20 protein-coding genes and 1 pseudogene are annotated in these 18,537 nt (G+C 38.9%); all 21 read left to right on the top strand.

Annotation, left to right across the window (positions count from 1 at the left end; translation table 11 throughout):
- Positions 1-7: 7 nt before the first annotated feature.
- A complete protein-coding gene (gene rfbC, locus CSD97_RS05335; RefSeq protein ID WP_016273539.1) occupies positions 8-550 on the top strand; it encodes a dTDP-4-dehydrorhamnose 3,5-epimerase in 543 nt (180 codons plus the stop codon).
- A gap of 2 nt (positions 551-552) precedes the next feature.
- Complete coding sequence (locus tag CSD97_RS05330) at positions 553-2,058, top strand: lipopolysaccharide biosynthesis protein (RefSeq protein ID WP_098032048.1); 1,506 nt, start codon at positions 553-555, stop codon at positions 2,056-2,058.
- A 99-nt stretch (positions 2,059-2,157) separates the two neighbouring features.
- The gene (locus CSD97_RS05325; protein ID WP_192914857.1) at positions 2,158-3,324 is read left to right on the top strand and encodes an O-antigen polymerase; all 1,167 of its coding nucleotides are present in this window, start codon (positions 2,158-2,160) and stop codon (positions 3,322-3,324) included.
- A 1-nt stretch (position 3,325) separates the two neighbouring features.
- Positions 3,326-4,474 (top strand): glycoside hydrolase family 99-like domain-containing protein, encoded by a 1,149-nt coding sequence (locus CSD97_RS05320; RefSeq protein ID WP_016273542.1) that lies wholly within the window; start codon positions 3,326-3,328, stop codon positions 4,472-4,474.
- A 10-nt stretch (positions 4,475-4,484) separates the two neighbouring features.
- Positions 4,485-5,471 carry a sugar-transfer associated ATP-grasp domain-containing protein gene (locus CSD97_RS05315; RefSeq protein WP_016273543.1) on the top strand — a complete coding sequence of 329 codons (987 nt, stop codon included), beginning with the start codon at positions 4,485-4,487 and terminating at the stop codon, positions 5,469-5,471.
- Positions 5,472-5,475: 4 nt separating this feature from the next.
- Positions 5,476-6,636 carry a glycosyltransferase family 4 protein gene (locus tag CSD97_RS05310; RefSeq protein WP_016273544.1) on the top strand — a complete coding sequence of 387 codons (1,161 nt, stop codon included), beginning with the start codon at positions 5,476-5,478 and terminating at the stop codon, positions 6,634-6,636.
- Complete coding sequence (locus tag CSD97_RS05305; protein WP_016273545.1) at positions 6,633-7,262, top strand: acetyltransferase; 630 nt, start codon at positions 6,633-6,635, stop codon at positions 7,260-7,262. Before CSD97_RS05310 ends, CSD97_RS05305 begins: the two co-directional genes overlap by 4 nt.
- 12 nt (positions 7,263-7,274) lie before the next feature.
- Positions 7,275-7,505, top strand: coding sequence for an acyl carrier protein (locus CSD97_RS05300; protein WP_016273546.1), 231 nt, complete (start codon positions 7,275-7,277; stop codon positions 7,503-7,505).
- Entirely contained in the window at positions 7,505-8,257 is a 753-nt protein-coding gene (locus tag CSD97_RS05295) for an SDR family oxidoreductase (RefSeq protein WP_035457922.1), read from the top strand. The genes CSD97_RS05300 and CSD97_RS05295 overlap by 1 nt, the downstream gene beginning before the upstream one ends.
- A gap of 5 nt (positions 8,258-8,262) precedes the next feature.
- Positions 8,263-9,021: an SDR family oxidoreductase gene (locus tag CSD97_RS05290; RefSeq protein WP_016273548.1), complete on the top strand. Its 759-nt coding sequence runs from the start codon at positions 8,263-8,265 to the stop codon at positions 9,019-9,021.
- Positions 9,022-9,035: 14 nt separating this feature from the next.
- Positions 9,036-10,433, top strand: a complete 1,398-nt coding sequence (locus tag CSD97_RS05285; protein ID WP_016273549.1) for an AMP-binding protein — start codon at positions 9,036-9,038, stop codon at positions 10,431-10,433.
- Positions 10,434-10,447: 14 nt separating this feature from the next.
- On the top strand, positions 10,448-10,687 hold the full coding sequence (locus CSD97_RS05280) for an acyl carrier protein (protein ID WP_009126887.1): 240 nt from the start codon (positions 10,448-10,450) through the stop codon (positions 10,685-10,687).
- Between the two features lie 11 nt (positions 10,688-10,698).
- Positions 10,699-11,793, top strand: coding sequence for a ketoacyl-ACP synthase III (locus CSD97_RS05275; protein ID WP_098032047.1), 1,095 nt, complete (start codon positions 10,699-10,701; stop codon positions 11,791-11,793).
- The gene (locus CSD97_RS05270) at positions 11,757-12,233 is read left to right on the top strand and encodes an acyltransferase (protein WP_098032046.1); all 477 of its coding nucleotides are present in this window, start codon (positions 11,757-11,759) and stop codon (positions 12,231-12,233) included. Before CSD97_RS05275 ends, CSD97_RS05270 begins: the two co-directional genes overlap by 37 nt.
- Positions 12,234-12,245: 12 nt before the next feature.
- Complete coding sequence (locus CSD97_RS05265; protein WP_098032045.1) at positions 12,246-12,854, top strand: sugar transferase; 609 nt, start codon at positions 12,246-12,248, stop codon at positions 12,852-12,854.
- A 1-nt stretch (position 12,855) separates the two neighbouring features.
- The gene (locus CSD97_RS05260; protein ID WP_098032044.1) at positions 12,856-13,443 is read left to right on the top strand and encodes an MBL fold metallo-hydrolase; all 588 of its coding nucleotides are present in this window, start codon (positions 12,856-12,858) and stop codon (positions 13,441-13,443) included.
- 106 nt (positions 13,444-13,549) lie between these two features.
- Complete coding sequence (locus CSD97_RS05255) at positions 13,550-14,800, top strand: aminotransferase class I/II-fold pyridoxal phosphate-dependent enzyme (RefSeq protein WP_005836416.1); 1,251 nt, start codon at positions 13,550-13,552, stop codon at positions 14,798-14,800.
- A gap of 59 nt (positions 14,801-14,859) precedes the next feature.
- Positions 14,860-15,087: pseudogene (locus tag CSD97_RS05250) on the top strand (hypothetical protein); the annotation flags it as partial.
- A gap of 187 nt (positions 15,088-15,274) precedes the next feature.
- The gene (locus CSD97_RS05245; RefSeq protein ID WP_098032043.1) at positions 15,275-15,775 is read left to right on the top strand and encodes an HU family DNA-binding protein; all 501 of its coding nucleotides are present in this window, start codon (positions 15,275-15,277) and stop codon (positions 15,773-15,775) included.
- A gap of 32 nt (positions 15,776-15,807) precedes the next feature.
- Positions 15,808-15,903, top strand: coding sequence for a smalltalk protein (locus CSD97_RS18820; RefSeq protein WP_005828262.1), 96 nt, complete (start codon positions 15,808-15,810; stop codon positions 15,901-15,903).
- A gap of 152 nt (positions 15,904-16,055) precedes the next feature.
- On the top strand, positions 16,056-18,518 hold the full coding sequence (gene pheT, locus CSD97_RS05240; RefSeq protein ID WP_098032042.1) for a phenylalanine--tRNA ligase subunit beta: 2,463 nt from the start codon (positions 16,056-16,058) through the stop codon (positions 18,516-18,518).
- The last annotated feature ends 19 nt before the right edge of the window (positions 18,519-18,537 follow it).

Here is an 18,537-nt window from a genome sequence, read left to right as displayed (position 1 = left end):
TTTTACAATGAATATAATAGAAACAAATATTGAAGGAGTTATAATTATTGAACCTCGTCTATTTGAAGATGAACGTGGTTATTTTTTTGAATCTTTTAATCAAAAGGAATTTCAAGAAAAAGTATGTAAAACCACATTTATACAGGATAATGAAAGTAAATCTAGTTATGGAGTAATTCGTGGTTTACATTTTCAAAAGCCTCCTTTTGCTCAAAGTAAATTAGTCCGTGTAGTGAAAGGATCGGTATTAGATGTAGCTGTTGATATAAGAAAGGGATCTCCAACCTTTGGTCAGCATGTAGCTGTAGAGTTAACAGAAGATAATCATCGACAATTTTTTATTCCAAGAGGTTTCGCTCATGGTTTCTCAGTTTTAAGTAAAGAAGTCATTTTCCAGTATAAATGTGATAATTTTTATGCTCCTCAGAGTGAAGGCGCTATTGCATGGGATGATCCAGATCTAGGAATAGACTGGCAAATTTCTATTGACGAAATCCTTTTAAGTGAAAAAGATAAGTCACATCCTAAGTTGGCAGAAATAATATTTTAAGCATGGCATCGGATAAACAGCGAATAGCTCAAAATACCTTATTTTTATATGTTAGAATGTTTCTAATAATAATCGTATCTCTATATACTGTTAGAGTTGTTATTAGAACACTTAATGTAACGGATTATGGTATATATATGGCTGTTGGTGGTATTGTATTGGCACTATCTTTTTTATCTCAGACAATAGCTTCTGCTTCTCAACGTTTTTTCGCTTATGAGTTAGGGCGAAAAGACTTTTGTCAATTGAGACATACTTTTAGCATGATTTTTATAGTCTATATAATTATTGTTTTGGCGATATTATTTATCGCTGAAACTTTAGGATTATGGTTTTTGAATAATGTAATGACTATACCAGTCAATCGTTTGGAAGCGGCTAATTGGGTTTATCAGTTTGCATTACTATCGTTTATAGTTAAGATATTGACAAATCCTTATAATGCAGTGATTATTGCTCGTGAAAATATGAAGATTTACGCATATGTTAGTATTGTAGAGGCTTTTCTTAAATTATTGATTGTTTATTTATTAGTAGTTTTTGCAATAGATAAATTGAAGTTATATGCTGTATTGACGTTCGCGGTGACCTGTATTGTTTCGGCTATTTATGTTTTGTTCTGCTTTAAAAAATATGAAGAATCCCGAATTTCACTATTTTGGGACAAAGCACTTTTCAAATCTATTTTCTCATATTCTTCATGGAGTTTGTTTGGAACAATGGCAGGAGTTGCTAATACGCAAGGTACTAATTTGCTGTTGAATGTTTTTTGGGGACCTGTTGTTAATGCTGCCTATTCGGTTGCCCAGCAAGTCAGTACGGTTATTCAACAATTTTCAGGAAATTTTTTCATGGCTATTCGCCCTCCTTTAATAAAGAGCTATGCAGAGGGGAATTATGTTGATATGATGCAATTATTTTATTTGAGTAGCCGTTTTTCTTTTTTATTGTTGTACGCCGTTATATTACCATTGATATTGGAGGTTGAATTTATTTTGAAATTGTGGTTGGGCGATGTAGGAGAATATATGATTTCTTTTACTAAGTTGATTTTAGTTTATTGCCTTGTCTTGGCAATAGGGAATCCCATAACTATCATTATGCAAGCGGCAAAGAAAGTGAAATTATATCATGGTATTGTGGATAGTTTTGTATTACTTACTTTACCTTTGTCATACGTATTCTTAAAATTTGGGTGTCCGCCAGAGGTTAGCTTGCTGGTTGCTGTTGTTATGCTTATGATAGCGCATATCATACGTTTATTTGTTTTTGCTAAAGTTGTGACATTTTCTTTTAAAGAGTATTGGAAGAAATTTGTTTTTCCAACTATGTTGGTAACTTTTTTTTCAGCACTACCTGCTTTTTATATTCAATCTGTCATTTCTGGTGGATTTGTACAATTTGTTGTAGTATGTTTGGTTTCTTTGTCGTGTATTGGGATAAGTGGCTATTTGGTTGTACTAACTCCAATAGAGAAGAGTTTTTTGTGTAGAAAGCTTAGATTCTGATTATGTGTTATGGATGCAAGCACTGTCATTTTAATTATAAATTCACTTTTCTATATAACAGCATTTGTGATGTATCAGATACGTATGAGAACATTTCAGATGGGAAGTTTTATTTTACTTTTTTATTCTTTACTTTCTGTTGGTAGTGTTTGGTTGTATAATATAGATAGTGTTTGGACCTTTGAAACTATCACGATTTTTCCTTTGGTATATTTATATATTGTTTTGATGATTTCTTTTTATCCTTTGTTGAAATTCTCCAATAAAAAAATGAGCAATATAAAAATGCCGGATGATATGGTGATGAGTATGATTTCTGTAGTAGTGATAATTGTCTATTTATGTTTCTTTTTCCAAACGATACTTTCAAACTTTTCTCTGTCGAATCTTTTTGATCCAATGACTTTAGCAGAAAATTATGAAACAAAATCAGATAATGTTGGATACAATGATGGGAAAGTAAATATTTTTGGGATACTGAAAAATATTTTTAATAGTATTCTGTGGATATTGTTTATGTACAATTGGATTCAGAAGAAGAAATTGTTGACTATTGGTGTATTTATAGCAATTATCATTTCGGTATTTACTAGTTTGGCATGGGGAGCTCGAGGTCCGTTGGTTTTTATTATTATGCAAGTTCCATTTGTTTATTTTGTGTTTTCTCCTTTGATGAGCCAAGAAATGCGGAGAAAATATCTTTTTACAGTGGCAGCTTTTGTCATTCTCATATTTGTAGGAGGAGCTGCATTAACATTGGGGCGTTTTAATGATGCTGCAGATTTTACTATTATGGATATCGTATTGTATTATGCTTCATCTAATTTTATAAAGTTTGATAATTTTGTATTAGATGTGGGAGGATGTAGGTATGGTGATAGGGTTTTTCCTCTAATTAGAGTCTTGTTAGGATTAGATACGGCTGGTGATTACAAAACACGTCGCTTGTTATATCCGAATTTGAAGGTAGATGATTCTCAGTTTACATTTTTTGTTGGAGAGTTTGTTATTGATTTTGGTCCTATTTTAGCATTTATAATTATTTCTTTGGCAGCATATTATTTTTATAAAAAGATCATCACTAATGAATATGATTTTGGAACAATATTAATATTATCCTTGGCTTATAATATAGTGGTAATCGGTTTTACTTTATTTCCGTATTCAGAGATAAGTGGCAATCTTTCTATTATTTATACCATATTTTGGATATTTGTATTTAAATACTTTACTTTTAAACGATTAGTAATAGGTAAGAATAAGTAGTATGACAAAAAAAACTCGTGTTATAGCCTTTTATCTTCCACAATTTCACCCTATTCCAGAAAATGACAAATGGTGGGGAAAAGGCTTTACAGAATGGACTAATGTCGGAAAAGCTAAGCCCTTGTTTAAAGGACATTATCAGCCCCGTGTTCCTGCAGATTTAGGGTATTATGATTTGCGTATGCCTGAAGTTAGAGAAGCTCAAGCTGAGATGGCACGTGCAGCTGGTATAGAAGGTTTTTGCTATTGGCATTATTGGTTTGGTAATGGGAAAAAGTTGTTAGAAAGACCTTTTCAGGAGGTACTTCTCAGTGGAAAACCTGATTTTCCGTTTTGTCTTGGTTGGGCAAACCATAGCTGGACTAACAAATCTTGGGAAGTGGGAACTAAAAAGGTCAAAGAGGCTACTTTGATGGAGATGATTTATAATAAGGAAGAGTATATAAAGCATTTTTATGAAGTATTGCCAGCTTTTAAGGATAAAAGGTATATTCAAGTAGATGGTAAACCCTTGTTTCTTGTTTTTAGACCATTGGAGATACCCAATCCTCGTGAATTTATTGAACTATGGCAGGCAATGGCACAAGAAAATGGCCTTAAGGGTATTTATTTTGTAGGAATTGCCTATAATATGCTTCCACAGGACTGGACTTTAAAAAATATTATTTTGAAAAATATAGCAGATAAATCGGCTTTATATTATAAAGCTGTGTTAAATGCAGGATATGATGCTGTTAATTCGCGAGGTTATCATCGGGCCGATTACTATTGCCGTTCTTTGAAAGAAGTTTTGTGGCGTAGTATCTGTATGCGCTTATTTAAGTACACTCCTGTTTCAAGGTGTGAGCAGAAGAATATAAATAAATATCTTTATGTCAAGGAAGATAGATGGGAAAATGTATTTCCTACTTTGTTGCCTAATTGGGATAGAACTGCAAGAAGTGGAGCAAGAGCAAGAGTTTATACGGGTAGTACTCCGGAAGTATTTAGTGAGCAATTGAAATCTGTAGTGGATTTATTGTCAGATAAAGAAGATGAACATAAAATTACTTTCTTAATGTCATGGAATGAATGGGCAGAGGGTAATTATGTGGAGCCAGACTTAAAGTATGGTCATGGCTTTTTAGATGTATTAAAGAAAATCGTTTAATTGTTTATATATGAATCTGAAACGTTTTTGTACACGATTTCGTGAAATGAGAACTTGTTATGTTGGAACGAAAGTTTCTTTTCTAGATAAAATCTTTTATGCTGTAGATTATGTTTTTGCTTTCATAATTCATGGGGCTTCTATTAGTGATTATTTTGCTTATGGTTTTTATAAACTTAGATATAAGGGAAGAAAGGAGTATATAACTTATAGGCGTTATCATGTTATACAAAATAAATGCAATAAAGTTTCAGATAGATGTTTATGTCGAGAAAAAAATAAATTTAATGAATTATTTAAAGAGTTTTTAGGGCGTGATTGGATTGATGTAAATAATGTTGATGAGATGCTGTTTATCTCATTTTGTCATAAATATCCTGTAATTTTTATTAAAGAAATTAATGGATATAGGGGTATAGGTACTCGTAAAATAGAGACGGAGAATTTGAATGCAAAAGACTTGTATAATGAACTGATTTCAGATATAAATTCTCACTATATAGCAGAAGAACAAATAACCCAAATTAGTGAACTGGCAAACTTTCATCCTTGGTCAATCAATACGATACGTATAGTAACGGTTTATGATACGATAAATGATAAAGTTCATATTATGAATGCTCGTTTACGAATGGGGAACAAAAAAAATAATGTTGATAATTTTCATTTTAGTGGAATTGGTGCAAATATAAATATAGAAACAGGCATCATAGATACAATTGGTTATGATGCACATAATAACACTTATATAGTACATCCGATTACAGGAAAGCAAATAATAGGTGCTCAAATTCCATATTGGGAAGAGTGCAAAACTTTTGTTGAGCGTGCAGCAAGACATATTCCAAGTGTTCGATATATAGGTTGGGATATTGTAATACAGAGTGGAGGTCACTTTTTATTGATAGAAGGTAATGATAATGCTGATCATGATTTTCAGCAATTGCACAATTGTGGTTTATGGAAACAATATCAATCTATAATCAAAAGATTTTAAGATTATGTATATATTGATGATTGCTCGTGGATATCCTACTGAAGAAGACCCTCAATGGGGATGCTTTGAACAAGATCAAGCTGAAGCATTATGTAATAATGGTCACCAAGTTGTTGTTCTTAGTGTTGATAGCCGTTTTTTATGGAAATTCAGAAAAGTAGGAATAACACATTATAGCAAAAATGGCGTAAATTATTATAATAGTTTTTGGTTTCCAGGTGTTTTGACGAGGACTATAAGTCGAAAATTTAATGTTTTCATAAAAAAATGCCAAGTGGATAAACTATATAAGAAAGTTGAGTTCTTGTATGGACGACCAGATGTAGTATATGGACAATTCTTTTTTAATACTGACATAGGAGTTTATCTTCAAAAAAAGTACAATTTGCCGTTAGTTGGTATAGAACATGCCGGTAGATTTAATTCTGACCGGCTAGATTCGATTACAAAATGGATGGCAACTAATGCTTATGCAAATGCTGACGAAATAATAACGGTCTCTCAAACTTTGCGAAAAAGGATATTATATCATTTTAAAAGAGATAGTTATGTTATCCATAATTTAGTCAATAATATATTTTTCGATTCTGTAAGGAAAGTCGAAAAAACAAATAGCTTTTCTTTCGTATCTACAGGGAGTTTAGTTTACGGCAAAGGTTTTGATTTATTAATAGAGGCATTTTCTCTTATTAATAGAAGAAATAAAGATATACATTTAGTTATAATAGGTGATGGAGTAGAAAGACAAAATTTGCAAAAGCAGATAGATAATTTAAAACTCTCGCATAATATTCATTTGGTAGGAAAGAAAACAAAGGGTGAGATTGTCCAAATATTAAGTGATAGTTCTGTTTTCATATTACCTTCACGTAGCGAAAATTTTTCAGTATCAATATTAGAAGGATTAGCTGTAGGTTTACCTGTTATTGCAACTCTCTGTGGCGGAGTTAAGGAGTGTATTAATGAAAAAAATGGGTTATTAGTTCCTGTTGAAAATGTACCAGCATTAGCTGATGCTATGAAAAAAATGTATGATACATTGGGTGAATATGATAGTCAGGAAATTGCTCAAGATTGTTATAATAGATTTTCACCTTCTGTGATTTCCGATAAATTGGTAGATGTTTTCCAAAAAGCAGTCGAAAAAAAGAAAAAAATGTCATGAAGAATCTTATAATTATTGCCGCCGGTGGTATGGGTCGTACTTTATATGATATGGCACGTGAAAGTTTAGGTTTTGCAACAGAATTTGTCATTAAAGGTTTTATTGATGATAATTTGTCCGCATTGAATGACTTTCCAAATTATCCTCCGGTAATAGATAAGATTAGTACTTATATACCACAGAACGATGATGTTTTTGTCTGCTCTATAGGTGGAAATGCCCGTAAAAAATGTATGGGTGAAATTATTAATAGAGGAGGACGTTTTATTTCCTTAATCCATCATACTGCTAGAATTGGTTCTAATGTAAAATTGGGTGAAGGAAATATTATCGGTGCTTATACAAGCATTGGTGCTGATGCTGTGATAGGTGATTATAATATGATACAATCTTATACAGTAGTGGGGCATGATGTTCGTTTGGGTGATTGGAATCGTATTGATACACATGTCACTTGTGTAGGTGGTACGGTTGTTGGAAATGAGGTAGATATTTATACTTCTTCCGTGTTAAATCATGGAGTTGTTGTAGAAGATAATGCTCATGTTGGCGCTTGTAGTTTTGTTATACGCAGAGTTAAAGCTGGTACTACTGTTATGGGAAATCCTGCTAAAAGATTAATATAAATAATAAATAAGATGGAATTAGTAGACTTTATTGAAAAATTTGCTGAGCAATTTGATGATGTAGATGTAGAACAACTTAGTTCTACAACTAAATTTCGCGAGTTAGATGGTTACACATCGCTGGTTGCTCTATTGATTATTACAATGATTGATGAGGAATATGATGTCACTGTTACTGGTGATGATATGAAACAGCAGGCAACTATTGGTGATTTGTATAATTTGGTATCTTCCCGTTTGTAATGTATAATCCTTTTTCTTTAGAAGGGAAGACTGTACTAGTTACAGGTGCTTCATCCGGTATCGGACGAGCTACTGCCATTGAATGTTCGAAGCTGGGAGCAACTTTAGTTCTGACAGGTAGGAATGAGAGTGCTTTGCAAGAAACTAAAGAGTTGCTATCTGATTCAAATAAAGAGCATTTAATGCTGGTTGCTGATTTAAGAATAGAAGAATCCTGTGAGAAATTGGTGGCTCAATTACCAGTATTGGATGGCTTTGTTTGCAATGCGGGAATAGGAAAAATGTTACCATTGCAATTCTACTCTTTGGATGTACTAAACGAAGTATTTCAGATGAATTGTTTTGTTCCTATGCTGCTACTGAAATTGTTGGTGAAGAAAAAGAAACTGAGAAATTCATCTTCAGTAGTCTTTACTGCATCAATTTCTGGTTATAATAATGTGGCGCCTGCAAATGGTATTTATGGAACTTCAAAGAGTGCCTTGAGCACTTATATGAAATATGCTGCCTTGGAGTTGGCAGGGAAGGGGATTCGATGTAATGCTGTACAGCCGGGAAGAATCAATACTCCTTTGATTTCTAATCGTTTGCTATCAGAGGAAGATGTGACTAAAGACATAGAACAATATCCGATGAAGCGTTATGGCAAGCCGGAAGAAGTGGCTCATGCTATAATTTATTTACTTTCCGATGCTTCTGCATGGGTTACAGGTACTAACTTGGTAATTGATGGAGGTCGTAGTCTGAAATAATTTGTATGGAAAGGCTTTTATATAATAAGATATGTATTGTTACCGGTGCCGCACAAGGCATCGGTAAATCTATAGCTGAACGTTTTGCTTCAGATGGTGCAATAGTTTATGCTTGCGACCGTGCTGAAGGAGTTATGGATGAATGGGCGAAGGCTTGTTCAGAAGATAATCATACCCGTGTGCTTCCTTTGTATTTTGATGTGACGGATGCTACTGCTGTAAAATCAGCCTTTATGTCCGTATTCAAACTAGAAGGTCGTATTGATGCACTGGTTAACAATGCGGGTGTGGTATTTAATAAGAAAATCGGTATGATATTGCGTCCGGAAACAGAACTGATGTTCCGTGTGAATGTAATAGCTGTAATTGAAATGATTCAGCTGGTTTCTCGTTTGATGGCTCGCAATCATAGTGGATCTATTGTAAACATTGCATCGGTAACGGCAGTACTAGGCTCACCGGGACAATCTGCTTACTCTGCAACTAAAGGGGCAATTATGGCTTTTACTAGATCTGCAGCCAAAGAGCTGGCATCTCAGGGGATTCGTGTGAATGCAGTTGCACCGGGTATTGTTAAAACGGAACGTTTTTCAGAACTTTATGAAGAAAGTGGCGAAAAAATCGATACTCGTATTCAAAAGATTGCTTTAGGACGCTTGGGAACTCCTGAAGATGTTGCTAATGCTTGTGCTTTTCTTGTTTCAGACCGTTCTTCTTATATTTCAGGCCAGATATTGGGAGTTGATGGCTGTGCTTCCATTTAGAATAAAATAACCGAATGATATTGAATTTAAATAAGCAGGCGCAGGATGCGTTTGCTGCAGTTGATGCTTTGGGGAATACCTTGAAGTATGGTGAGTTGTTGGATTTTTCCGAGAATATATCTACCATTCTTCCCAGTCGTTCCTTATTATTCTTATTGACAGAAAATAATGTCGGAGGTATAGCCTGGAGTGTAGGTTGTATCAATTCCGGCAATGTTCCTTTAATATTGAATGCACATATTGAAAAGGAACTTCTTTATAATTTGCTTGACATTTATCGCCCTTCTTATGTTTGTGTGCCCTCGTTGATGGCGGTTGACCTGCATTATGAAGTGGTGTGTGAATATTATGGCTATACCCTCTTGCGTACAGGAATGGAGGATTGTGCAATGCATCCGGATCTATCTCATCTTCTACCTACTTCCGGTTCAACGGGTAGTCCTAAGTTGGTACGGCATAAATATAGTAATATAGAAGCAGCGGCCTTAAATATCTCTACTTTCTTTGGCTTGACTTCCAATGACCGTCCTTTGCTTGTCCTTCCATTATATTATACTATGGGGCTGTCAGTGGTATTCAGTCATCTTTATGTTGGGGCTACTGTGTTGATAACCAATCAAAGTATGACCGATAAAGCTTTCTGGAGTTTCATGAAGGAGCAGCGGGCCACCAGTTTTACAGGAGTGCCTTACAGCTTTGAGATTTTGAATCTGATGCGTTTCTTCCGTATGGATTTGCCTGATTTGACCTTGCTTACTCAGGGTGGCGGTAAGATACCTCGCCAGCTGAATCTGAAGTTTGCTGAATATTGCCGTGACACCGGCAAACGCTGGATAGCTACTTACGGCCAGTCTGAAGGTACTGCCCGCATGGCCTATCTTCCTGCTGAATATGCAATATCCAAATGCGGGAGCATAGGTCGGGCAGTTCCCAATGCGGAACTGTCCCTGATAGATAGTGACGGAAATGTGATAGAAGGTTCTCACACGGAAGGTGAAATGTGCTACCGTGGCAAGAATGTGACGATGGGATATGCCCGTAGTCGGGAAGATTTGCTGCTGGGTGATGAGCGTAATGGCTTTATGCGTACCGGTGACTTGGCTTACAGGGATGAGGACGGCTGTTATTACATTGTAGGGCGTATGGGACGTTTCCTGAAGCTGTTTGGCATGCGTATCGGTCTGGATGAGTGTGAACAGATAATCAAAGGGAAATATCCGATAGAATGCGCTTGTGTGGGTACGGACGATAAGATGACCGTCTATCTGACCGATGAGAAATATGCAGTGGCTGTAAAGGAAGTACTGGTTGAAAAGACCAAGCTGGTAGCCTCGGCTTTTGAGGTAAAAGTGATAGCTGACATACCCAAGAATGAGGCGGGAAAAATATTGTATAGTAAGTTGAATTCATAAAAAAGACAGGAACGATGACAAATATTGAAAAGTATAATGACGCTTTTGTAGAAGTGTTTGGTGTGGACAGTGCAGTGTTGAACGATAGTTTTTCAAAAGACAGTGTGGAATCCTGGGATTCTGTTCACCAACTGAATATAATCGCATTGCTGGAAGAGTCCTTTGACGTAATGTTTGACCCGGAGGATATCATGGAGTTTACTTCCTATGGAAAGGGACGTGAAATCTTGAAAAAATACGAAGTCGAACTTTAAGGGTCAAGGTAATGGCAAGATGGGAAATTAAGAATGTCGGCATGAAGGGAGTGGCAATGGCTGTTCCGGAGAATGTGGTAAAAACTTCCGAACTGGGACTTCTTTCCCAAGAGGAAGCTGATGTATTTGACAATACAGTCGGTATAAAAGAAAGGCATATCGCTCCGGACACAATGTGTGCCTCGGATATGTGCCAGGCTGCCGCTGAGAAACTGCTTGAAGAGCTGGGTTGGGAGAAGGACAGCATTGATGTATTGCTGTTTGAGTCTGTTACGGGTGATTATCGTACTCCTCCTACTTCCTGCATATTGCAAGACAGGCTTGGCTTGTCGGAAAATTGTTTCTGTATGGATATTCCGATGGGGTGTTGCGGGTGCATGTATGCTATAACGGTTGCCGGTAATCTGTTGACGGCAGGTAATGTAAAACGTGCCTTGTTGCTTGTAGGTGATACGGCTTTGCGGATGGGGTCCATGAAAGACAAAAGCCGTGTACCTTTATTCGGTGACTGCGGTACAGCCATAGCTTTGGAATATGATGAGACTGCCAGTGATATTGTGGTTGATTTTCATACTTATGGCAAGGGATATGAAGCTTTGATGACCCCTCATGGTGGTTTCCGCCATCCGGCTACACCTGCTTCCTTTGAATATGAAGATTTTGGCAATGGCATTGTGCGTGCTCCCATTCATACATTGATAAATGGAATGAATGTCTTTTCTTTCGCGATATCCCGTCCTCCTAAATCCGTCGAGGCCTTTTTGGATGATTATAAAATTAATCGTGAAACGGATATAGACTATTTCTTGATTCACCAGGCGAACAAGATGATTGTGGATCGTATTGTGAAGAAGTTGAAGTTGCCCAAAGAGAAGGTTCCTTATAACCTGGAGGAGTTTGGAAACTTGGGTGGAGCTTCTATTCCTTCATTAATGGTGAGCCGCTTGCGTGAACGGCTGATGCAGGAAGAGACTACCTTGTTGATGTCCTCTTTTGGGCTTGGATTAAGCTGGGGGACAATGTGGATGAAGACGAAACCTATGGTGATACCTAAAATGCAGATTCTAAAATGGGAAAGGACAAATTATCTTATAGACAAAGAATAAGTAGATTAGTTAGTTTGACTTATAGTTTTTATTTGCGGAAAGTACGGAGAATTGACTTAGGAACTAATTGCCAGATATCTTGGAGAGCTACAATTGATAGAGCTAATCCTAAAGGTGTGCATATTGGCGATAATAGTAGGGTGGCTTTGGAAGCTTTGATTATAGCTCATGATTATTCTAGAGGGAAAAACATGTGGTGTGATACATATATTGGGCATCATTGTGTTATTGGAGGACGTGCAATAATATTACCAGGAGTATCATTGGGAAATCATGTTTTTGTAGGAGCCGGTTCTGTCGTAACTAAAAGTTTTCCCGATCATTGTTTAATAGCTGGAAACCCTGCACGAATTATAAAAAAAGGAATTGTAATTAGTGATAATACACAAATAATAGATGCGGGGTATCGTATAAAGAAAGAGAACTCTTTTGATCAATGAAATTGTAGGCTTATGTATAAAAGAGGATTAAAGCCTGGGTTAGACTTTGTAATTGTTTTTATAGCTCTGTTGGTTATCTGGCCCATATTACTTCTTCTGATAATTTTCCTCCATTTCACCAATAAGGGTGCCGGTGTCTTTTTCACCCAGGATCGCTCCGGAAAAAATGCTCGAATATTCAAAGCCATAAAGTTTAAGACAATGACAGATGAGCGGGATTCAGAGGGAAATTTGTTGCCAGATGCTGAACGTTTGACAAAGATTGGGAAAATAGTCCGTTCTTTTTCCATAGATGAATTACCACAACTAATAAATGTATTAAAGGGGGATATGGCATTAGTTGGTCCCCGTCCTTTATTGCCGAAGTATCTTCCTTTATATTCGGAGGAACAGTTCCGTCGTCATGAAGTCCGTCCGGGAATTACGGGGTGGGCACAGGTAAACGGGCGGAATGATATCAGTTGGAAACGTAAGTTTGAACTGGATGTGTGGTACGTGGATCATATTTCTTTCTGGTTGGACGTGAAGATTATTATGCTAACCATAAAGAAAGTGTTCGTTAGGGAAGGGATCAATAAGGAAGGTAATGCTACCACTGAGGCTTTCAACGGTCATAACTGAAATGAACATCCATCAGATTGTCAATTCTGTTTTCACCTCCAATGCTTATATACTGTCTGTTGAGGGGAAAGATGGGCATGTATTGATAGATATTGGGGATATTGCTCCTATAAAGCTGTGTGTTCAGGAAAAGTGCGGAACGGTACAAGCCTTGTTTCTGACTCATACTCATTACGACCATATTTATGGTATAAAAGATTTATTACGATTGTATCCTGATTGCACAGTTTACACTTCCTCTTTCGGTAAGGAGGCTTTAGGTTCGGATAAACTTAATTTTTCCCGTTATCACAATGATCCTGTAATATGGATGGGAGATAATGTGACGGTTTTACATGAGAATGATAAAGTGGAAATATTTCCGGGAATTTTCGTGGAAGTGTTTGAAACTCCCGGACATGATAAAAGCTGCCTTACCTATAAAGTCGAGAACAATGTTTTCTCGGGTGATTCATATATCCCGGGTGTTAAAGTCATTGCCTCATTCCCTAATAGCGATAGGGAAGATGCACGGATCTCGAAAGAACGTATCATGGAATTAACAAAAGATTGCAGTCTGTATCCCGGTCATGGAAACATTTATGAGTAAATTATCCCGATATCAGGAAAAGATTTATAAAGCCGTTTCCTTTCTTTTTATTCCCCACTATGTGAGGAATCCGGAGTCTGATCATTAAATAATCACATATATATTTATGGATAAAACTATTTATCTCTGCCTTGCCCATATGAGCGAGGAGGGTATTGAACAGAAATATGTAAAAGAAGCCTTCGATACGAACTGGGTGGTTCCTCTTGGTCCTAATGTGAATGCTTTTGAAGAGGATTTGAAACGTTTTGTAGGCGAAGGCAAGGAAGTGGTGGCACTTTCGGCCGGTACGGCGGCAGTACATTTGGCTCTGTTGGCTTGCGGAGTGGGACAGGGTGACGAAGTGATTGTACAAAGCTTCACATTCTGTGCGTCTTCGCATCCGGTCACTTATCTGGGGGCTGTTCCGGTATTTGTGGATTCTGAGAAAGAAACTTGGAACATGTCTCCGGAACTGTTGGAAGAAGCCATCAAGGACCGCATTGCCAAGACTGGAAAAAAGCCAAAAGCTATTGTTCCTGTGGCATTGTACGGCATGCCCTATGACTGTACACGTATCATGGAGATAGCCGATAGGTATGCTATTCCAGTGGTGGAAGATGCTGCCGAAGGTTTTGGCTCCCGTTTTAAGGGACAGGTACTGGGGACGTTCGGCAAGTTCGGGGTGCTGAGCTTTAACGGTAACAAGATGATTACTACCAGTGGCGGTGGTGCGTTGATTTGTAAAGATGCCGAAAGCAAGAATCAAATCATGTGGTATGCCACGCAGGCTCGTGAGGCTTATCCTTATTACCAGCATGAGGCGATAGGGTATAACTATCGCATGAGTAATATATGTGCAGGTATTGGTCGTGGTCAAATGACCGTTGCCGATAAGCATATTGCACATCACCGACATGTGCAGGCTCTCTATAAGGAACTGCTTAAGGATGTGGAGGGGGTATTGCTGCATGAAGCTCCTTCGGCTGATTATGACTCTAATTTCTGGCTTTGTACAATCACTCTGGATTCTTCACTTCGCATCAAAGGGCAGGAAAATGCTTATAAGGATGTTGTCAGGACTGCCGTAGGTGGTGCTGCAGGTGTGATTCATGCCGTAGATTGTGCTACAACAGATTGCCAGCCCAACGAGAATGTGGAGGCTTTGCGTGCTTTTATGCTTGGCAAAAAAATAGAGGCACGTCCGGTTTGGAAACCGATGCACAAGCAGCCGGTCTATAAGGATGCTCCGGCTTATATCAATGGGGTATCCGAAGCTATTTTTAAAATCGGTATGTGCCTTCCTGCCGGGCCGTGGGTGACTGATGAAGATGTATATTATATCGTGGAGTGTATAAAAGAGGCCATAGTAAAATAATAGATGAAAATACTGCTTTTTTAACTACGACCTTGACAACGCTGTCGGTTGCCAATACGTTTGTCAATGCGGATTTCATCTATACCGTTGTCTGTTCCGTTCTAGTCTTCTGCTTCTTCAATTTCTGCAAGCGTGCCAAATATTCACCGCCTGATGCTTCATGAGAATATCGGACTACCGCATCGCAAACATCTTATCAGATTATGGCGAATGAGCTGAAGATTCCCCATGTCATAGTATCTTCGACCTATATGGCAGTACAGGCAATCATCATCGTAGGATATCTTGATTAAGTTGGCTTGCCTAATCTGTCAGCTTGTAAATCAATACTTTATGAACTTATCTCAGAAAACAGCTTCAGCGAGGCTGTTTTCTTTGTTTACAGGCAAATATATCCTCACCTTTGCATTGTTGATCAACAAAACGAGATTAAAAACCATGTTGAATTAAAAATGTAAAAAGGAGAAAGAAACTATGCCTTTATTTTATTATGCAAGACAGTCGTCTCTGGCGACAAAAGAGGGTGCCAAACTTTGGCATCTGAGTTTGAAGAAAGTGGGAAGAGCCGTGGATGCACAACAGCTGGCTGAGGTGATTGCCGAGAAGTCTTCCCTGACTCCGGGTGACGTACATAATGTAATCCGTAACCTGATGACGGTAATGAGGAGCCAGTTGCTGAACAGCCGTACGGTGCGTCTGGATGGCTTAGGCACATTCACCATGAAGGCCCGTACGCGAGGTAAAGGAGTGGTCAAATTTGAAGACGTGAATCCCAATCAGGTGACTGCTCTACGCTGCCAGTTTACTCCGGAATATACGCGCCCGGCTGCCATCGGCACTACGCGTGCCCTGCTCCAGGGTGTGGAGTTTGAGAAATGGACGGGAGTGGTGACTGACGGTAAGGATGATGCCGGTGATGGTGGTAATTCCGGTGGCGGTTCCGACGGTGACCAGGGAGAGAACCCGTTAGGATAAGATGTATTTACTAATTTTGAAAGATTAAAACTATGAAAAAGAACGTTTGGGACAAGATTTTGAAGGTAGTGATAGCTGTTGCTTCCGCCATATTGGGAGCTTTAGGCGCCAATGCAATGAATGTATAAATTGTAGATTTATATAGAATATTAGGAGAAAGGCGGTGAAGGAAAAGCACTTCATCGCCTTTTTGTTATTTTCTTCATTTATAATTCCCTGCCAACCAAAAAATCTTATTACCTTTGCAAGTCACTTTTGGAAACAATAAAAATATAATGATATGAATATCTCTTATAATTGGTTGAAAGAGTATGTCGATTTCGATTTGACACCGGATGAAGTTGCTGCGGCACTGACCTCCATCGGACTGGAAACGGGAAGTGTGGAAGAGGTGCAAACCATTAAAGGCGGACTGGAAGGACTGGTCATCGGCGAAGTGCTGACATGCGAAGCTCATCCTAACTCAGACCATATGCACATCACTACGGTGAACCTGGGACAAGGTGAACCCGTGCAGATTGTATGCGGCGCTCCGAATGTAGCTGCCGGACAGAAAGTGGTAGTAGCCACGTTGGGTACAAAACTGTATGACGGTGACGAATGCTTTACCATCAAGAAATCAAAACTTCGTGGCGTGGAATCTGTCGGCATGATTTGTGCTGAGGATGAAATCGGTATCGGTACAGACCACGCGGGCATCATCGTACTGCCGGAGACAGCTGTTCCGGGTACGCTTGCCAAGGACTACTATAACATCAAGAGCGATTACGTGCTGGAAGTGGACATCACTCCCAACCGTGCCGATGCTTGCTCACATTATGGGGTGGCACGTGACTTGTATGCCTACTTGATACAGAACGGTAAGCCGGCTACTTTAAAGAAACCTTCGGTAGACGCTTTTGCGGTAGAAAATCACGATTTGGATATTAAAGTAACTGTAGAGAACAGCGAGGCATGTCCCCGATATGCCGGCGTTACGGTGAAAGGGGTTACAGTGAAAGAAAGCCCCGAATGGTTGCAGAACAAGTTGCGTATTATCGGTCTGCGTCCTATCAATAATGTGGTGGATATTACCAACTATATAGTCCATGCTTTCGGCCAGCCGCTGCACTGCTTCGATGCAGATAAGATTAAAGGCGGTGAGGTGATTGTAAAGACCATGCCGGAAGGTACTCCGTTTGTAACTCTTGATGGCGTGGAGCGTAAATTGAACGAACGCGACCTGATGATTTGCAACAAGGAAGAGGCGATGTGTATTGCCGGTGTGTTCGGCGGTCTGGATTCCGGTTCTACGGAAACCACCAAGGATGTGTTCCTTGAAAGTGCCTACTTCCATCCCACATGGGTGCGCAAGACAGCCCGTCGTCATGGATTGAACACAGATGCTTCTTTCCGTTTTGAAAGAGGTATTGACCCGAATGCCACTATTTACTGCCTGAAGCTGGCTGCTTTGATGGTAAAGGAACTTGCCGGAGGTACCATTTCTTCTGAAATAAAAGATGTGTGCGCCGCTCCTGCCAAGGATTTCCGTGTGGAACTTGCCTATGAGAAAGTGAACTCACTGATTGGCAAAGTTATTCCGGTGGATACCATCAAGAGCATCGTGACAAGTCTGGAAATGAAGATTGTAGACGAGACAGCCGAAGGGCTTACACTGGATGTTCCTCCTTACCGTGTGGACGTGCAGCGCGATTGCGATGTAATAGAGGATATCCTGCGTATCTACGGATATAATAATGTGGAGATTCCGACTACCTTGAAGTCTTGTCTGACTACCAAGGGTGAATATGATAAATCCAACAAACTGCAGAACCTGGTTGCCGAGCAGCTGGTGGGCTGTGGTTTTAATGAGATTCTGAACAACTCGTTGACCCGTGCCGCTTACTATGACAACCTGGAGTCTTATCCGTCAAAGAATCTGGTAATGTTGCTGAATCCGTTGAGTGCAGACTTGAATGCCATGCGTCAGACACTGCTTTTCGGTGGATTGGAAAGCATCTCGCACAACGCCAACCGTAAGAATGCAGACCTGAAATTCTTTGAATTCGGTAATTGTTATCACTTCAACGAGGAAAAGAAGAATCCGGAGAAAGTGCTTGCCGCTTATTCCGAAGACTATCATCTTGGTTTGTGGGTGACTGGCAAGAGGGTGACCAACTCATGGGCTCATCCGGATGAGAACAGCTCGGTATATGAGCTGAAGGCATACGTTGAGAATGTTTTTGCCAGATTGGGGCTGCATATGCATGATCTGGTTGTCGGCAATCTGACTGATGACATCTATGCTGCCGGTTTATCCGTACAGACAAGGGGTGGAAAGCGGTTGGCTACTTTCGGTATTGTAACAAAGAAGCTGCTGAAGGCATTCGATATTGACAACGAGGTTTACTATGCCGATTTCAACTGGAAAGAATTGCTGAAGGCTATCCGCAATGTGAAGGTGAGCTATACGGAAATCTCCAAGTTCCCTGCCGTGAAACGCGACTTGGCGTTACTGCTCGACAAGAAAGTGCAGTTTGCGGAAATCGAGAAGATTGCCTACGAGACGGAGAAAAAGCTGCTGAAGGAGGTTTCTCTCTTCGACGTTTACGAGGGTAAGAATCTGGAAGTCGGTAAGAAGAGTTACGCGGTGAGCTTCCTGCTGCAGGATGAGAATGCCACGTTGAACGATAAGCAGATTGACAAGATTATGTCCAAACTAGTGAAGAACCTGGAGGACAAGTTGAATGCCAAGCTGCGTTGATTCATTATTCAGAATTTAT

Origin of the sequence: Bacteroides sp. AR29, assembly GCF_900217715.1 — a bacterium.
GTDB classification, from domain to species: Bacteria; Bacteroidota; Bacteroidia; order Bacteroidales; family Bacteroidaceae; genus Bacteroides; species Bacteroides uniformis.
This window is presented reverse-complemented; position numbering and strand designations above follow the sequence as displayed.

Excerpts from the sequence above, each read along its gene's own strand:
- rfbC (WP_016273539.1), top strand. The coding sequence starts at position 8 with ATGAATATAATAGAAACAAATATTGAAGGAGTTATAATTATTGAACCT.
- CSD97_RS05330 (WP_098032048.1), top strand. The coding sequence starts at position 553 with ATGGCATCGGATAAACAGCGAATAGCTCAAAATACCTTATTTTTATAT.
- CSD97_RS05325 (WP_192914857.1), top strand. The coding sequence starts at position 2,158 with ATGGGAAGTTTTATTTTACTTTTTTATTCTTTACTTTCTGTTGGTAGT.
- CSD97_RS05320 (WP_016273542.1), top strand. The coding sequence starts at position 3,326 with ATGACAAAAAAAACTCGTGTTATAGCCTTTTATCTTCCACAATTTCAC.
- CSD97_RS05315 (WP_016273543.1), top strand. The coding sequence starts at position 4,485 with ATGAATCTGAAACGTTTTTGTACACGATTTCGTGAAATGAGAACTTGT.
- CSD97_RS05310 (WP_016273544.1), top strand. The coding sequence starts at position 5,476 with ATGTATATATTGATGATTGCTCGTGGATATCCTACTGAAGAAGACCCT.
- CSD97_RS05305 (WP_016273545.1), top strand. The coding sequence starts at position 6,633 with ATGAAGAATCTTATAATTATTGCCGCCGGTGGTATGGGTCGTACTTTA.
- CSD97_RS05300 (WP_016273546.1), top strand. The coding sequence starts at position 7,275 with ATGGAATTAGTAGACTTTATTGAAAAATTTGCTGAGCAATTTGATGAT.
- CSD97_RS05295 (WP_035457922.1), top strand. The coding sequence starts at position 7,505 with ATGTATAATCCTTTTTCTTTAGAAGGGAAGACTGTACTAGTTACAGGT.
- CSD97_RS05290 (WP_016273548.1), top strand. The coding sequence starts at position 8,263 with ATGGAAAGGCTTTTATATAATAAGATATGTATTGTTACCGGTGCCGCA.
- CSD97_RS05285 (WP_016273549.1), top strand. The coding sequence starts at position 9,036 with ATGATATTGAATTTAAATAAGCAGGCGCAGGATGCGTTTGCTGCAGTT.
- CSD97_RS05280 (WP_009126887.1), top strand. The coding sequence starts at position 10,448 with ATGACAAATATTGAAAAGTATAATGACGCTTTTGTAGAAGTGTTTGGT.
- CSD97_RS05275 (WP_098032047.1), top strand. The coding sequence starts at position 10,699 with ATGGCAAGATGGGAAATTAAGAATGTCGGCATGAAGGGAGTGGCAATG.
- CSD97_RS05270 (WP_098032046.1), top strand. The coding sequence starts at position 11,757 with ATGGGAAAGGACAAATTATCTTATAGACAAAGAATAAGTAGATTAGTT.
- CSD97_RS05265 (WP_098032045.1), top strand. The coding sequence starts at position 12,246 with ATGTATAAAAGAGGATTAAAGCCTGGGTTAGACTTTGTAATTGTTTTT.
- CSD97_RS05260 (WP_098032044.1), top strand. The coding sequence starts at position 12,856 with ATGAACATCCATCAGATTGTCAATTCTGTTTTCACCTCCAATGCTTAT.
- CSD97_RS05255 (WP_005836416.1), top strand. The coding sequence starts at position 13,550 with ATGGATAAAACTATTTATCTCTGCCTTGCCCATATGAGCGAGGAGGGT.
- CSD97_RS05245 (WP_098032043.1), top strand. The coding sequence starts at position 15,275 with ATGCCTTTATTTTATTATGCAAGACAGTCGTCTCTGGCGACAAAAGAG.
- CSD97_RS18820 (WP_005828262.1), top strand. The coding sequence starts at position 15,808 with ATGAAAAAGAACGTTTGGGACAAGATTTTGAAGGTAGTGATAGCTGTT.
- pheT (WP_098032042.1), top strand. The coding sequence starts at position 16,056 with ATGAATATCTCTTATAATTGGTTGAAAGAGTATGTCGATTTCGATTTG.